This is a genomic window from Streptomyces sp. NPDC041108 (genome assembly GCF_055592645.1).
Map to the genome: position 1 here is coordinate 198,825 of NZ_JBVIYK010000008.1, position 14,644 is coordinate 213,468.

The window sequence follows — 14,644 nt, forward strand, 5'->3', positions numbered from 1 at the left end:
CCGTGGCCTGCCCCAGGTGGATAGGACCTCGGGCAGCCAGAGGGGCTATTCGATTGCGCACGTGGCCGATGGCTTGGCACGGTTCCGGGCATCATGCGCGTCCGAATCCTGATCTGAGGAGGCACCCTCGTGTCTGTCGTTCCGGAACGTCGTTTGGCTCTCCTTGGAGGCGGCTTCTCCACCGACGACGATGGTCTGCTGGATGACTGGGTGCTCGATCAGGTGCCCGTTCCCAGCCCCAGGGTGTGTTTCATACCGACAGCCAGTGGCGACGCCCCCGCCTACATCGAGCAGTTCTTCGGGGCGTACCAGTCACGTTCCTGCGAGCCCAGCGTCTTGCAGCTCTTTCGGCGGGAGCTCGATGACGATGCCCTGCGCACTTTCCTGCTCTCCCAAGACGTCGTCTACGTAGGTGGGGGCAACACCGCGAACATGCTGGCGGTCTGGCGCGCGCACGGCGTGGACCGGCTACTTCGCGAGGCCTTCGACCGAGGGGCCTTGCTGTGCGGCATCAGCGCTGGTGCCAACTGCTGGGCCGAGGGCTCGCACACCGACTCCTTCGGGCCGCTGACTCACCTCTCGGACGGGCTGGGCCTGTTGTCCGGCTCGGTCTGCCCGCACTACGACAGTGAGCCCGGCCGGCGATGGTCCTATCAGGCAGCCGTGGCAAAACGCGCGCTTCCGGCCGGCTGGGCACTCGAGGACGGTGTCGGCGCCCTCTTCACGGGCGGTCTGCTGACGGACTCCGTGACGCGTACGCCTCAGGCCTGTTTGTATCGGGTAGAGCCCGGCAGGGATGGCGGAGTCGACGAGCAGGCCATGCAATGTCGCCTGCTCGTCGCAGCACAACAGCCCACTTCAACCGCGTGAAGTGGTGAGAGGGCGGCCCCGCCCGGTGCGGGGCCGACGGCCGCGTTTGGTGCGGAAGCGATCAGCCTTGAGGCTCGTGTTCCGGTAGTCCCGACGCAGGTGACGGTGCGTGGTCGGTGAGGACGGGCATCCCGAGGTCGACCAGCTGTGGCCGACCGTCGGCCCGAGCCCTGCCGAGGCTGTTGAGTTTGGCGGTGGCGGCGTCGAGGCTCACCTGGAGGCCCTCGACTTCGCCGAGCCAGCCGTTGCCCCACGTGCTTCGCGTGAAAGGAGGGATGCGACGCGCCGACGCCCCCTTCGCCCGCCTCCCCGAGGCGGCCACCCCCACCAGCACCACCGTCACCGGCGGCGCGGCCTGGCCGCATGCGCAGTTCTGCGGCATCTTCGGCGCGTCCCCGAGGGAAAGGACGCCTCGACACCCCCGCCATCTCCATCGAGCCGCCCGAGGGAGCCTTCCCACTGCCCAACGCCGCTCCGGCGCGCAGGAGTCCCCCGAGCGGCAGGCGCAGTCGGGGGACTTGCTGGTGGTCGCAGCGGTCAGGGCGTGAGTACGAACCGGATCGGGTCGCCGATCTTCTTCTCCAGACGGGCGACGGCGTCGGCCGCCTCGGCCAGCGGGACGTGGGCGGTGACGGACGGGGCCAGGTCGATCCGTCCGGCGGCGGTCAGGCCCACGAGTTGTTCCACGTGCTCGGGCCCGGAGCCGTAGTGGCCGCGGATCTGGTTGCCCTGGAAGCAGAGGCTCAGGCTGTCGCTGACGGTGATCGGCTCCGGCGTGAGCCCGGCCAGCACCAGGACGCCACCGGGGGCCAGCGTGGCGGTGGCCTGGGCGCGGGCCGCGGGGACGCCGGCGAAGTCGAACGCGGCCTGGATGCCCCGTCCGGCCGTGGCCTCCTCCACGGCCTCGGCGAAGTTCGCCGCGGTCGGGTCCAGTGCGACGTCCGCCCCGAAGGCCAGGGCGCGTGCGCGTGCGGTGGGCAGCGGGTCGACGACGATGATCGGGGCCGCGCCGACCATACGGGCGATCCGGATGCCGTGCGCGCCCAGACCGCCGGAGCCCCAGATGCCGACCGCCTGTGCGGGCCGCACCGCGCCCGTCTCGACGATGGCGGCGTACGGCGTGGAGACGGCGTCCGGGATGATCGCGGCCTGATCGAAGGGGAGAGCGTCGGGGATGGGGAGCAGGGTGTCCTCACGGGCGATGGCGTACTGGGCCCAGCCTCCGTCGTAGTCCACGCCCCGGGTCAGTGGCCGGTGGCACGACATCCGGCGCAGGCAGCCGCCGCACTCCGCGCATGCCTGTCCTGCCTGGAGCACCACCCGCTGCCCCGGCTCCCACACGCCCTTCAGATCCGGGCCGAGGGTGTGGACGACGCCCGCGACCTCGTGGCCCAGGGTCACCGCGCGGGCGTTCGCTACCGCGTCGACGGGAAAGAACGGGCTGATGCTCCCGTCGATCAGATGGACGTCCGACAGGCACACTCCGGCGGCCCGCACCTGTATCAGGACCTCTCCCGGGCCCGGCACCGGCACCGCAACCTCCTCGACCGCGAACGTGCGGCTGTCCAGGTGGAGTCGTCCGGCAAGCATGGTGCTCATGGCGGGAACCTCGATTCATTCGGCAGCTGATTCGCGGATGCGGCAATCCGAGCCAGACTTTGTCGTCTGACAATGTCAGTTCATCATGTCGATCGACTTGGTCGAGTGTCAAGCGATTCGAAGCCTACGTACCGGGGTCCGGCGGCGTGAGGAGGGCGTGGCCGCGGCCACGCACCCCTCGCCCGGCCGGACGTGCTGTGGAAGCCTGCCGCGCGCCACCAGGTGACCGTCTTCGGCACCAGCCCTCAGTGCCTCCTGGGCATGGCCGAGTACGGCATCGACCCCTCGGTGCACGACCTGTCGTCCATCCGTGTCGTCGGCTGCACCGGCTCCGCCCTGCCCGCCTCCGCCTACCCCTGGGTCCGCGAGAACGTCGGCGAGCATGTCCTCCTCGCATCCATCAGCAGTGGCACGGACGTCGTCTCCGGCTTCGCCGGCAGCGCACCCAACACCCCTGTGTGGGCCGGGGAGTTGTCGGCGCCCATCTGGGCGTGGCGCTGGCCGCCTTCGACGCCGAGGGCTTCCCGGTCGTGGACCTGGTCGGCGAGCAGGTCGTCACCCACCCGATGCCGTCCATGCCGTTGTACTTCTGGAACGACCCCGACGGCACCCGCTACCGCGACGTCTACTTCTCCGCCCACCCCGGCGTCTGGCGGCACGGCGACTGGATCACAGTCACCTCGCACGGCGCGGTGATCGTCCACGGCCGCTCGGACAGCACGTTGAACCGCAACGGCGTACGCCTGGGCAGCGCCGACATCCACGACGTCGTCGAACGCCTCCCGGAGATCACCGAAACATTGGTCATCGGCGCGGAGCAGCCCGACGGCGGCTACTGGATGCCGCTGTTCGTGGTCCTCGCCGCCGGGGTGCCCCTGGACGACTCGCTCCGCGAGAGGATCAAGGAGGCGATCAGGACCGGGGCCTCACCCCGCCACGTCCCCGACGGGATCCTCGAAGTGCCGGGAATCCCGCATACCCGCACCGGCAAGAAGCTCGAAGTCCCCGTCAAACGCCTCCGGGGGCGGTGCCGGGCGGCGCGGGAAGCGGCTTCGCCGCAGGTGGCGATAGCCGTGGCCCTCGTCGCCACGGTTCGGCTCCGCCAAGCGGAACGCCCTGCGCGAGCGCGCTCGGCTCACCCGGCGGGCTTCATGCGGAAGGCGGGGCCGGGAACACTCTCGATGTCTTCCGGCTGCAGGGCATGGTCCTGTTCGCAGCGGATCTGGACGTCGACGTGCGCGCCGCACGTGCGGTGCCTCGTCAGCACGGCGGGCCCCTCCGGGTCGGCACGGTATCGGTCCCCCCACTGCAGGAGCCCCAGCACGGCCGGGACCAGGTCCATGCCCTTGGGTGTGATCACGTACTTGGGCCGGCTCCGGGAGCCGGGCTCCTTGTAGGTCTCGGTGGCCAGGATCCCTTCGTCCACGAGCATGCGAAGCCGCGCCGCGAGGAGGTTGCGAGGGCAGCCGAGGACGCGTTCGAAGTCGCTGAACCGGGACGAGCCGTACCAGACCTCGCGCAGGATCAGGATCGTCCACTTCTCTCCCACGATCTGGAGGGTCCGCGCGATCGAGCAGTTCGACACGTCCCGGTCGAGACGGGGGTCCATGCCGGCATCCACAACAGCTTCGGTCCACGTGTCCATGGGGTGAGTCTAACGTTCTCTGAGTTTACTTATTTATACTCAGCGCGTAGCGTCGCAGCAGGTGCGGGACGCGCATCGACCACCGAGAAGATCACCCCGTAAGGCGGCCGGCATGAAGGCATTCGTCGTCGAGAAGTACGGCAAGGACGGCCTACGCGCCGCACTGGTGCCCGAGCCCACGGTCCGGGACCGCGATGTCCTGGTGCGAGTGAGCGCCGCCGGCATCAACCCGCTGGACAAGATGGTCCGCAACGGGGAGTTCAAGCACCTCCTGAAGTACAGGCGCCCGTTCGTGCTGGGCCACGACGTGGCCGGCGTCGTGGTGCGGGTCGGCTCCGCCGTACGCGGCTTCAAGGCCGGCGACGAGGTCTATGCCCGTCCGCGCGACCTGCGGATCGGAGGGTTCGCGGAGTTCATCGCCATCGACGAGGACGACGTCGCGCCCAAGCCGGCCTCGCTCAGCGCCGAGGAGGCGGCCGCGGTGCCTCTGGTGGCCCTGGCCGCCTGGCAGATCCTCGTCGACCGCGCCCACGTCGGGCAGGGCCAGAAGGTGCTCGTCCACGCCGGTGCCGGGGGCCTCGGGTCGACGGTCATCCAGCTCGCCAAGCACCTCGGTGCCACGGTGGCGACGACAGCAGGCGCCGACTCCGAGATCCTGGTCAGGAGCCTCGGCGCCGACGTCGTCGTCGACTACGCCAAGGAAGACTTCTCGAAGACGCTGTCCGGCTACGACCTCGTGGTGGACTCCCTGGGAGGGGCGAACCTGGAGAAGTCGCTGACCGTGCTGAAGCCCGGCGGCCTGGCCATCGGTGTCGCCGGCCCGCCGGACGCCGACTTCGCCGAGCAGCTGGGAGCCCCTTTCCCCCTGGGCCTCCTCATGAACGCCCTCAGCCGCAAGGTCCGCAAGCAGGCCGAGGCACGTGGAGTGCGCTACGAGTTCTTCTTCATGCAGGCCAGCGGCTCCCAGCTGCGCAAGCTCAGCGCCCTGTACGACAGCGGGAAGCTCCGCCCGGTCATCGACACGGTCCTCCCGTTCGACCGCACGCTCGAGGCGATGGCGTATGTCGAGCGGGGCCGAGCCAGGGCCGGCAAGGTCGTGGTCTCCATGGCGCCCGACAGCAACTGACCGGGCTGTCCGCAGACTTCCGCGCGCCCCCCGTCCACGTCATACGCTCGGCGTCGCGCATCGGGTGTGCGGGCGGCGAACCGCGCCTGGCGCGCTCGATCGAGCCCCGAGAGCACCCTGTTCACCACGGGGATCGCCGACCACCGCCGGTACGCCGGTCGGCGTTGGTGGAGGACCGGGTGCACTCCGCCGCTGTCGTGACCGGCTCGCCGCTTCGGTGAATCGGTGTCCTCGTCGGTGCGTGCCGCTGCCTCGCCCGTGGCGGGTGAGGCAGCGGCAGGGCTTCTGAGCTGGGATGGAGGGTGGTGGCCGGCCGGTGACGGCCGCTGCTCGGACGACGCCCACCGGCGTCCCGGGCCTACTCGGCGAGGTGGATTCCGTGCAGCAGTGGCGGGCTCTGATCGTCCTCGGGACGGCCCAGTTCCTGATGTGCTGGACACGTCCGTCATGAACGTCCCCATCAGTCAACTCGTCGAGGACTTCGACACCGAGGTCACCGCCATCCAGGGCGTGATCACGCTGTACGCACTGGTCATGGCCGCCTTCATGATCATCGGGGGGAGGTTCGGCGACATCGCCGGCCGCCGTCGGCTCTTCTTCCTCGGCCTCGTGGTCTACGGCATCGGCTCGGCCCTGACCGCCGTGGCGCCCACGCTGTGGGTCCTCGGGCTCGGCTGGTCGGTCATCGAGGGCCTCGGAACGGCCATGGTGCTGCCGTCCATGGCCGCCCTCGTCGCCGAGTCCTACCGGGGCCGGGACCGGGCCGTCGCCTACGGAGCCATCGGCGGACTGGCCGGCGCGGGCATCGCCGTCGGCCCGCTGCTGGGCGGCTGGGTGACGACGTACCTCACCTGGCGGCTGGTCTTCGCCGGTGAGGTCGTGGTCGTCGTCGCCGTGCTCTGCTTCCACCGGGCGATCACCGAGGCCCCCCGCACCGGCCGGCGCCAGGCGATGGACGGCGTCGGCGCCGCCCTGTCGGCCACCGGTCTCGCCCTGGGCGTGCTCGGTGTGCTGCAGAGCAGCACCTGGGGCTGGGTGGAGCCCCGCAACCCGCCCTTCACCGTCCTGGGCTTCGCCCCGACCCTGTTCGTCATCGGCGCCGGAGCCCTCGTCCTGTCCGCCTTCACGCACTGGGAGCACCGGCGGACCGCCCACGGCACCGACCCCCTCGTCCACCTGCCCCTGCCGCGCAGGCCCGCGCTGGGCTCGGGCCTGTCGGCGCTGCTCTGCCAGAACCTCATCCTCCTCGGACTGTTCCTCACCATCCCGCTCTAAGGGGGCCGAGACGATGTCCGCGACCGGACCCGCACCCATCACGTCCCGGGGCGAGCGCGGCGCCCCGCGCCGGGCCCGTGCCGACTACACCGGCGGGGTCTACGGATCCATGCTCGCCTCCTCCGTGCTCATCGGCGTCGGCGCCCTGGGGTCCTACCCCCGCCTGGAGATCGTCCTCCTGCTGGTGCTCACCGGCCTCGTGTTCTGGATCGCGCATGTGCACGCCCAGCTGTTCGGGGCGCGGCTGGCGCAGCGGGGCCTGGACCGCCGGGTCGTGCTGGAGGTGTGCCGTGAGGAGTGGCCGATCGTCAACGCGGCCGTCCCGCCGGCCGCGGCCGTGGCGCTCAGTCCCGTCCTCGGCCTCGATGTGCCGGGCGCCCTGTGGCTGGCGATCTCGGTGGCCGTGGCGGGCCAGGTGGGCTGGTCCGCGGCGGCCGCCCGCCGGGCCGACGCCTCATGGGGGCTCGTCGCCGTCACGGCCTCGGTGAACCTGCTGCTCGGCCTCCTGATCATCGCGTTCAAGCTCTACCTGACCCACTGACTCCCGGTCCGCCCCGCCGACTCTCACCTTCCAGGGGTGAGGCCCGGCCGGGCCCCCGGGCCGCACGATCGCAGGGAAGGGGCGCAGCCCGCCCACCACCGGCCATGGGGAACACCGCTCATGCGCTACGAGATCCGCGTCGACGGACATCTGTCGAAGGCGCTGACCGGCGCCTTCCCCGAGCTGGACCATGTGCGGATGTCCGGCCACACCGTCCTGTTCGGGCACGTCGTCGACGAGGCGCATCTGTACGGTCTGCTGGCCCGCTGCCAGTCCCTCGGCCTACGGGTCCTGGAGATGCGCCAGCTGCCGGAGTGAGCCGGAACGGGCGCCCGTCAGAGGATCTCCGCACGGACCCTGCCCGTGTGCGCGGCGACCCTCAGCGCGTCGAAGTCCCGCTCGTTCCGGTCGGCGTAACCTTGCGCGAACTCGGCGAGCGCCCGGTCGAAGCGGTCGCTGCCGCCCAGGTAGGCGGCGATGGCGATGGGGTCACCGGAGCGGGCGTGGGCCCGGGCCAGGCTGGCACCGCACAGCCGTGCGAAGAGCCGCAGCATGCCGGGGTCCCAGGTCTCCGGCCGGGCGATGCCCTTCCAGTCACGCAACTGCCTTACGTAGAAGTCCCGTTCGCGTCCGTCGAGACCGAGGACATGGGTCCAGCCCAGGAAGATGTCGCTGGTCGTCTGGATCAGCCGCTGCCCCGACACCACACGGCGGCCCTGGTTGTCCCAGCGGTCGCCGCCGAGCTGGGCGGAGAGGACGGACTGCTGCGCCTCCTTGGCCTGGAGCAGCAGCGGATCGGTGTCGTCCCGGCCGAGCAGGAGGACGATCCAGCAGCGCGTCCCGACGCTGCCGACTCCCACCACCTTGCGGGCCATGTCGACGACGCGGTAGTGCCGCAGCAGATGCCGGCGTTCCGACGACAGGGTGCGTACGTACTGGTCCAGGACGTTCTGGAGCTCCTTCTCCTGTCCTTCCCCGGAGGGGGCCGCCAGCAGGTCCCTCAGCGGGGTGATCAGCGGCGGGTCGGGGGTGATCAGCCGTCCCTCGGCCGTGACCCGGGTGAGCTTCTCGAAGGCCTGGAGATGGGTGCGCGTGCGGGCCTTCGTGGCCGCCTCGGCGGTACGGCGTCTGCTGCGCCTGTCCATCGACGAGGCCATCAGCTCCCGCAGCCGGTCGGCGTCGTCCTGCGCGTACCAGATGTCCAGCGTGGGCATGCCCGCGAAGTCGCGCATCCGCCGCCGGTACGCCTTCACACAGGTCCGCACCGCGCGGTTCTGCTCCTTCTCCGAGAAGCCGTTGGCCCGGGCGGCGATCACGAAGCTGGCCGCCAGCCGTTTCACATCCCATTCGAACGGTCCGGCCAGGGTCTCGTCGAAGTCGTTGATGTCGAAGACGAGATGGCGCTCGGGCGAGGCCAGCAGCCGGAAGTTGAGCAGATGGGCGTCCCCGCAGAGCTGCACGGTGAGGCCGGTGTTCGGCAGGGGGCCGAGGTCCGAGGCCATGATCGCCGCGGCGCCCCGGTAGAAGCGGAACGGCGATTCGAGCATGCGGCCGTAGCGGATCGGCACCAACTCCTGGACCCGGGTGGCCGACTGGCGCTCGATCACCTCGATGGGGTCGGTCCGGCCGGAATCCGCGTCCGCCTCGAACCAGCCGTGACAGGAGCGCGAGGCCCGCTTGCGTGCGTTCCGGCCGTACGCGGCCCTCTCGGCCACGGTCAGCGGCGCTGTGGATGGGCTGGATACGGTCATGACCCCTACCTCCTGAAAACCGCCGACCGGGCGTGCTTCCCACCTCATCGTGCCTCCGATGTGCCGGTTTCACCCGCCGAGGGTGATCCGGCCGGGAGCGGGCGCGGGAACGCTGGCCCCAGATGTCACCGCACACCGCCGCGCGCCGACGGTGCGGAAGCGGCCCGCTCGGCCGCGAGGAGGAGCCATGACGCACTCTCCCGACCCGGCACCGCGTACGGGGACGGACCGCGGGCCCCGCGGAGCCGCCGACAGGCCGGGCGGATCGGCCGCCCCGCCCCGTGCGACGGCGCCCGGCGCCCCCGGCGACCCCGCGGAGGCACTGGGGCGGGTCGGCCGGTCCTGGACGTGGATCCTCGGCGCGGCACTGGTCACACTGGTGCCGGGCGTCATCGTCCTGGTCTGGCCGGACGAGACCCTGCACGTCCTCGCGGTCCTCATCGGGCTGTACCTGCTGGCGATGGGCGTGTTCCGCTTCGTCGACGTCTTCGCCCGTGAGGAACCGGGAGAGCGGCTGTCCGGACTGCTCCTCGCGCTGCTGTGCGTCCTGGCCGGGGTGCTGTGCCTGCGCAACCCGCTGCAGACGATCGCCGCGCTCTCGCTGATCGTCGGGGTGGTCTGGCTGGCGAGCGGCATCCTCACGCTCCACACCGCCCTCGCCGCCAAGGACCTGCCCCACCGCGGGTTCGTCCTCGGTGCCGCGGTGCTCGGCATCGTCGCGGGGATCGTGGTGCTCGCCCTGCCGACCGAATCGGCCACGGCGCTGACCCGGCTGCTCGGCCTGTGGCTGGTCCTGCTCGGTCTGGCGGAGGCGGCGGTCGCCTTCGCCTGGCGGGCCGCGCTCCACCGGGCGGGCCTCACGGGTGCGCACGGCGCGACCGCCGGGCCCCCTGCGTGACCTGGGATGCGCCCGGGAGCCGCTGATCACCGGCGGCTCCCGGGCGCACGTGCGGATACGGCACCGGTGGCCGCGCGGGACGCGCGCCCCGGCCCACCCCCGGCACCGCCCCCGGCAGGGCCGGTCTCACCCGCCCGGGGTGAGGCCGGCCGGTGCGTGGCGTGGGCACGCTGAGAGCGGCACCGGGCGGTGCCGTGGGCGTCACGCCTGGACGGCAGGAAAACTGCCGGGCGAACGCCCGGAACGGAGGAGAGACATGAGTGGTCAGACGTACCTCGCGTACGACTACCCGCTGCTGAGCGTCTTCTGGTCCATGCTCTGGCTGTTCCTGTGGATCATGTGGTTCGTGCTGCTCTTCCGTGTCGTCGTCGACATCTTCCGCGACGACGACATGAGCGGCTGGGCCAAGGCGGGCTGGCTCGCCTTCACGATTCTGCTGCCGTTCCTGGGCGTGTTCGTCTACGTGATCGCCCGCGGCAAGAACATGGGCCGCCGTGAGGTGGCCCAGGCACGAGCGCAGCAGGCGGCCTTCGACTCCTACATCCGGGAGACGGCCAAGGACGGTGGCGCACAGCCCAGCAGCGTCGACGAACTCGCCAGGCTGTCCGAGATCCGCTCGCGCGGCGACATCTCGGACGACGAGTTCCGCCGCGCGAAGGAACTGGTCCTGAGCGGCCACGGCGCCTCGGCGGGAGCGGGCACCGGCCCGTCCGCCGCCGTGCGCTGAGGGCCGCACCGCACGCAACCGCACCACACGAATGGAGGCAGCGGTATGACCGCCACACACACCGGACACATGCACGCGAGCAAGCGGTCACGGCCCTTCGCGGAGGGACTGACGGTCTTCGCGGCCATCATGCTGATGATCGCGGGTGTCCTCGGCGTCTGCCGGGGCATCATGGCCATCGCCGAGGACGAGGTCTTCGTCTCGACCCGCAACTACGTCTTCGAGTTCGACCTCACCGGCTGGGGCTGGGTCCACCTCGCCCTCGGTGCCGTGGCCGTCCTCGTGAGCCTGGGCCTGTTCCAGGCGTCCCTGTGGGCCCGCGTCGCCGGCGTCGCCATCGCCGGGCTCATCATCATCGCCAACTTCCTGTCGCTGCCGTACTACCCCGTCTGGTCCATCGTGATGATCGCCTTCTCGGCGTTCATCATCTGGGCCCTGTGCGTGGTCAAGCGGGACGACCAGGGGGACTCGCTTCGCTGAGAGAGGGATCCTCGCTCAGGCAGCGGCGCAGGTGGGGCAGCATGCCACGGCGCAACAGGGCCTGCTGCCACACCAGCCGGGCCTGCTCGGTCGGGGCGGGCCCCGCCGGGTCGCCGGGGCCGCGCAGCGCCGTACGGAACAGGGCGGCGAGCGCGAGAAGGGCACTCGTGGCCGCGAACAGCGCCAGTGTCCAGCCGGCGGCCAGGAGCGAGCCGGGCAGCGTGCCCCGCACGCCGAGCAGCCGCAGGAGGCAGCCGAGGACGAGGACGACCGCGGCGGAGCAGGCGGCCAGGGAGGGCGTGAGCACCGCCAGCAGCGGCAGCAGCCCGGCGTCGGCGGTCCGCTGGGCGGTACGCCCGGTTCGGCTGCCCGCCCCGGGCTCGGCCCCGGCCCCGTTCGCCGCCTCCGCCGCGGACGCGAGCGCGGTGAGGTACGCGCGGTACTCACCCCGCGCCGCCGCCACGATCGTGTCCGCGTCCGCCGACGCCCGGACCCGCAGCCGCCGTTCGGCCACACCGCTGGGGTCGGCTCGCAGCGCGTCCCGGATGTCCGGGGTGTCCAGCGCCCGGCACAGCACGGCCTCGAAGTCCGTCCGGTCCTCGGGGCGCAGACCGGCCGGGGGATACGGCCCCGTCACCCCGTCCTCCTCAGACGTTGACGCCGAAGTCGGCGGCGATCCCGGCCAGCCCGGAGGCGTAACCCTGCCCGACGGCACGGAACTTCCACTCGGCGCCGTTGCGGTACAGCTCGCCGAAGACCATCGCCGTCTCGGTGGAGGCGTCCTCGGACAGGTCGTAGCGGGCGATCTCGGTGCCGCCCGCCTGGTTGACCACGCGGATGAAGGCGTTGCGGACCTGGCCGAAGCTCTGGCCCCGGTTCTCGGCGTCGTGGATCGAGACCGGGAAGACGATCCGGTCGACCTCGGCCGGTACGGCCGCGAGGTTCACCTTGACCGACTCGTCGTCGCCCTCGCCCTCTCCGGTGAGGTTGTCGCCGGTGTGCTCGACCGAACCGTCCGGGCTGGTGAGGTTGTTGTAGAAGACGAAGTGCCGGTCGGAGAGCACCTTCCCGGAGGCGTCGAGCAGCAGCGCCGACGCGTCGAGGTCGTAGTCGGTGCCGGTGGTCGTGCGCACGTCCCAGCCCAGGCCGACCAGGACGGCGGTGAGTCCCGGTGCCGCCTTGCTGAGCGAGACGTTGCCGCCCTTGGACAGGGAAACTCCCACGGTGGACTCCTTCTTGAGAGGTCGGAGGCCGGCAGGGCCCCGCGGATCCTGCCGCCTGCGTGTCGTCCCGGCGTTCTGCCGGGCTCTGAAATCTACAGCACTGTAGAAGAAGAGTGGAGGTGTATTCGGCAATCCCCCTTCTACAATCCTGTAGAGAGCGTGACGCGGATCGATCGGCCGGCGGCGAGGAGGCAGGGCGTGACGGACGAGCAGCGTCCCCGGCGGCGGGGGCAGGGCGAGCTGGAGGCGCTCGTCCTGTCGGCGCTGCGCGAGGCGCGGGCCCCCGAGAGCGCGGGGTGGGTGCAGGAGCGCCTCGGCGGGGACCTCGCCTACACGACGGTCATCACGATCCTGACCCGGCTGCTGGCCAAGGGCGCCGTGACCCGGGAGCGCTCCGGCCGTTCGTTCGTGTGGACCCCGGCCTCCGACCGGGCGGGCCTGGCCGCGCACCGGATGCGCAGGGTCCTCGACGGCGAGAGCGACCGCGAGGCCGTGCTGGCCAGCTTCGTCACCTCGCTGGAGCCGGACGACGAGCGCCTGCTGCGTGAGCTGCTCGGGCGGGCGAGGGCCGAAGGGGACGACTGAGGCCGCATGGGGGTTTCGTCTTTCTGCCGCTGGTCCTGCCGCTCACCGCGTGGCCGATCGCGCGGCTGGCCGAGCAGCGGCTGCATCCACGCACCGCCATGCCGCCGCTGACCGGCGTGGCCGTGGTGACGGCGGTGTGCAGCACGGTCTGCCTCGCCCTGCTGATGGTGGTCGGCACGGCCCCACTGCCCGGCAATCCGCTGCCCGACGGCTGGTCCGACCCCGAGGTGCGCGCGGCGGTCCCCTACGACGAGGCCGCCGGGCGGCCGGCCATCCCGTGGGCCGGCCGCGTGGGGAGCGGCCGTCGGGGCGGTGCTCTCGGCGATGTCCTCGGCGAACCCGGCCGTGACGATGGCCCTCATTCTCTACGCTGCGACGCTTCTGTGACGCTCGGGGCCAGGGGGCGTGATGAGACGTGTGTGCCACCGGTCCGTATATCTACATGCATGTAGAGTCCTGCGGGTTCGGTGATCACACGTCCCGGACGTCCAGGGGGCAGTCGACCGGCCGGGTGCGGCCGAGGCGGGGGAAGGCCGGTGAGCGGTACGGGAAGGCGGCGCGCGGGTGCCGGAGGCGGGGGGACGCGGCTGACGCGGCGGGGACGTGCGGTGAGCTGGCTCGCGGGCACCACCGCGGTGCTCGTCCTCGGCGCCGGAGGCGTCAGTGCCTGGGTCTACAACGACCTGAACAACAACATCAAGGGCGCCGACATCGACGGCAAGCTCGGCGGGGACCGGCCGGCCAACCTCAGTCCGGGCTCGAAGAACATCATGGTCGTCGGCTCGGACAGCCGGGACGGGGCCAACGCGAAGTACGGCAGGGACCTGACCACCATGCAGTCGGACACGCTGATGGTGCTGCACCTCCCCGCGAACCGGGAGTGGGCGACCGTGGTGTCCTTCCCGCGTGACTCGTGGGTCGAGATATCGGCGTGCGAGAAGGGCGACGGCGGCACGTCCGGTCCGCATCTGGCGAAGATCAACGAGGCGTTCGCGATCGGCGGTTCGGGCGGTGAGGTGGCCGGTGCGGCCGCCTGCTCGATCAAGACGGTCGAGGACAACACGGGCCTGCGCATCGACAACTTCATGTCCATCGACTTCCAGGGCTTCAAGGGGATGGTGGACGCCCTGGACGGCATCGAGGTCTGCCCCGAGCAGGCCATCCACGACGAGGACGCCCGCCTCGACATGGACGCCGGCTGCCAGACCGTCGGCGGCGAGAAGGCGCTCGGCTATGTGCGGACCCGCTACGCGGTGGGCGACGGCTCCGACATCGGACGCATCGGCCGCCAGCAGGAGTTCATGGAGACGCTGGCCGCGAAGGCCAAGTCCAAGCTGACCAGCCCCACGGCGCTCTACGACTTCCTGCAGTCCGCGACCAAGTCCCTGACCACGGACGAGGAACTCGACGGTATCGACCCGATCTACGACCTCGCCTCCGAGCTGAAGGGCATCCCGAGCGACCGGCTGACCTTCCTGACCGTCCCCAACTACCCGCGCGAGGCGGACGTTCCCGCCGACAAGGCCAATGTCGTCTGGCAGTACCCGCAGGCCGCCGACCTGTTCACCTCCCTGGCCAACGACAAGGAGGTCGACAAGAAGGGGTTCCAGGCCCGGGCCAAGAAGGGCCTGATCTACGCGTCGACCGTGCGCGTGCGGGTCCTCAACGGCACCGGGGTCTCCGGGCGAGCGGCCGCCGTGGCCGAGAAGCTGCGCGAGGCCGGCTTCACGGTCGTCGGCACGGGCAACGCGCCCGAGAACACCGACACCACCACGGTCGCCCACCCGGACGGCCTCACCGAGCAGGCGAAGGTCCTCGCCTCACGGCTGCCCGACGCCAGGGCCGCCCGGTCCGCGGACGCCGCCGCCGGAGAGGTGACCCTGATCGTCGGATCGGACCTCGATCCGGAGAAGATGCGCTGACC

General features: G+C 71.2%; 15 protein-coding genes and 3 pseudogenes. 13 read left to right on the top strand and 5 right to left on the bottom strand.

The features are described 5' to 3' along the window. The first annotated feature begins 129 nt into the window (after nt 1-129). Both ACZ6BB_RS23655 and ACZ6BB_RS23660 read left to right on the top strand, forming a co-directional pair. Nucleotides 130-870, top strand: coding sequence for a Type 1 glutamine amidotransferase-like domain-containing protein (locus ACZ6BB_RS23655; protein WP_471617155.1), 741 nt, complete (start codon nt 130-132; stop codon nt 868-870). A gap of 275 nt (nt 871-1,145) precedes the next feature. Then, entirely contained in the window at nt 1,146-1,418 is a 273-nt protein-coding gene (locus ACZ6BB_RS23660) for a hypothetical protein (RefSeq protein WP_471617156.1), read from the top strand. On the opposite strand, the gene ACZ6BB_RS23665 is transcribed toward ACZ6BB_RS23660, so the two are convergent. Next, nucleotides 1,408-2,469, bottom strand: a complete 1,062-nt coding sequence (locus tag ACZ6BB_RS23665) for a zinc-binding dehydrogenase (RefSeq protein ID WP_471617157.1) — start codon at nt 2,467-2,469, stop codon at nt 1,408-1,410. The two genes, ACZ6BB_RS23660 and ACZ6BB_RS23665, sit on opposite strands and share 11 nt — an antisense overlap. A gap of 171 nt (nt 2,470-2,640) precedes the next feature. Between ACZ6BB_RS23665 and ACZ6BB_RS23670 the strand changes: the two are divergent. Continuing rightward, nucleotides 2,641-3,488, top strand: a pseudogene (locus tag ACZ6BB_RS23670) (AMP-binding enzyme); the annotation flags it as partial. 116 nt (nt 3,489-3,604) lie between these two features. On the opposite strand, the gene ACZ6BB_RS23675 reads toward ACZ6BB_RS23670, so the two are convergent. Continuing rightward, nucleotides 3,605-4,078, bottom strand: a complete 474-nt coding sequence (locus ACZ6BB_RS23675) for a winged helix-turn-helix transcriptional regulator (RefSeq protein ID WP_471617340.1) — start codon at nt 4,076-4,078, stop codon at nt 3,605-3,607. A 148-nt stretch (nt 4,079-4,226) separates the two neighbouring features. Here ACZ6BB_RS23675 and ACZ6BB_RS23680 point away from each other — a divergent pair, with 148 nt between their 5' ends. From ACZ6BB_RS23680 to ACZ6BB_RS23695, 4 genes and pseudogenes are all read left to right on the top strand, one after another. Then, nucleotides 4,227-5,240 carry an NADP-dependent oxidoreductase gene (locus ACZ6BB_RS23680; RefSeq protein WP_471617158.1) on the top strand — a complete coding sequence of 338 codons (1,014 nt, stop codon included), beginning with the start codon at nt 4,227-4,229 and terminating at the stop codon, nt 5,238-5,240. 379 nt (nt 5,241-5,619) lie between these two features. After that, nucleotides 5,620-6,512 (top strand): annotated as a pseudogene (locus tag ACZ6BB_RS23685) (MFS transporter); the annotation flags it as partial. A 16-nt stretch (nt 6,513-6,528) separates the two neighbouring features. Further along, nucleotides 6,529-7,056, top strand: a complete 528-nt coding sequence (locus ACZ6BB_RS23690; protein ID WP_471617159.1) for a hypothetical protein — start codon at nt 6,529-6,531, stop codon at nt 7,054-7,056. A gap of 120 nt (nt 7,057-7,176) precedes the next feature. Then, nucleotides 7,177-7,374: a hypothetical protein gene (locus ACZ6BB_RS23695; RefSeq protein WP_013005558.1), complete on the top strand. Its 198-nt coding sequence runs from the start codon at nt 7,177-7,179 to the stop codon at nt 7,372-7,374. Between the two features lie 17 nt (nt 7,375-7,391). Here the strand turns inward: ACZ6BB_RS23695 and ACZ6BB_RS23700 are convergent, their stop codons facing one another. After that, the gene (locus tag ACZ6BB_RS23700; protein WP_471617160.1) at nt 7,392-8,807 is read right to left on the bottom strand and encodes a DUF2252 domain-containing protein; all 1,416 of its coding nucleotides are present in this window, start codon (nt 8,805-8,807) and stop codon (nt 7,392-7,394) included. A 187-nt stretch (nt 8,808-8,994) separates the two neighbouring features. On the opposite strand from ACZ6BB_RS23700, the gene ACZ6BB_RS23705 reads away from it, so the two are divergent. The 3 genes from ACZ6BB_RS23705 (at nt 8,995) to ACZ6BB_RS23715 (ending at nt 10,912) form a co-directional block, all read left to right on the top strand. Continuing rightward, nucleotides 8,995-9,705 carry an HdeD family acid-resistance protein gene (locus ACZ6BB_RS23705; protein WP_471617161.1) on the top strand — a complete coding sequence of 237 codons (711 nt, stop codon included), beginning with the start codon at nt 8,995-8,997 and terminating at the stop codon, nt 9,703-9,705. A 256-nt stretch (nt 9,706-9,961) separates the two neighbouring features. Continuing rightward, a complete protein-coding gene (locus tag ACZ6BB_RS23710; RefSeq protein ID WP_471617162.1) occupies nt 9,962-10,432 on the top strand; it encodes an SHOCT domain-containing protein in 471 nt (156 codons plus the stop codon). Nucleotides 10,433-10,477: 45 nt separating this feature from the next. Continuing rightward, nucleotides 10,478-10,912 (top strand): DUF7144 family membrane protein, encoded by a 435-nt coding sequence (locus ACZ6BB_RS23715; protein WP_471617163.1) that lies wholly within the window; start codon nt 10,478-10,480, stop codon nt 10,910-10,912. On the opposite strand, the gene ACZ6BB_RS23720 is transcribed toward ACZ6BB_RS23715, so the two are convergent. Together ACZ6BB_RS23720 and ACZ6BB_RS23725 are read right to left on the bottom strand one after the other, a co-directional pair. Next, on the bottom strand, nt 10,878-11,549 hold the full coding sequence (locus ACZ6BB_RS23720) for a hypothetical protein (protein WP_471617164.1): 672 nt from the start codon (nt 11,547-11,549) through the stop codon (nt 10,878-10,880). The two genes, ACZ6BB_RS23715 and ACZ6BB_RS23720, sit on opposite strands and share 35 nt — an antisense overlap. Nucleotides 11,550-11,559: 10 nt before the next feature. After that, nucleotides 11,560-12,135, bottom strand: coding sequence for a TerD family protein (locus tag ACZ6BB_RS23725; RefSeq protein WP_318812620.1), 576 nt, complete (start codon nt 12,133-12,135; stop codon nt 11,560-11,562). Nucleotides 12,136-12,333: 198 nt separating this feature from the next. Here ACZ6BB_RS23725 and ACZ6BB_RS23730 point away from each other — a divergent pair, with 198 nt between their 5' ends. The 3 genes and pseudogenes from ACZ6BB_RS23730 (at nt 12,334) to ACZ6BB_RS23740 (ending at nt 14,642) form a co-directional block, all read left to right on the top strand. Next, complete coding sequence (locus tag ACZ6BB_RS23730; RefSeq protein WP_471617165.1) at nt 12,334-12,720, top strand: BlaI/MecI/CopY family transcriptional regulator; 387 nt, start codon at nt 12,334-12,336, stop codon at nt 12,718-12,720. Next, nucleotides 12,717-12,998, top strand: a pseudogene (locus ACZ6BB_RS23735) (M56 family peptidase); the annotation flags it as partial. The gene ACZ6BB_RS23730 and the pseudogene ACZ6BB_RS23735, both read left to right, overlap by 4 nt. Nucleotides 12,999-13,256: 258 nt before the next feature. Continuing rightward, nucleotides 13,257-14,642 carry an LCP family protein gene (locus ACZ6BB_RS23740; protein WP_471617166.1) on the top strand — a complete coding sequence of 462 codons (1,386 nt, stop codon included), beginning with the start codon at nt 13,257-13,259 and terminating at the stop codon, nt 14,640-14,642. Nucleotides 14,643-14,644: the final 2 nt, after the last annotated feature.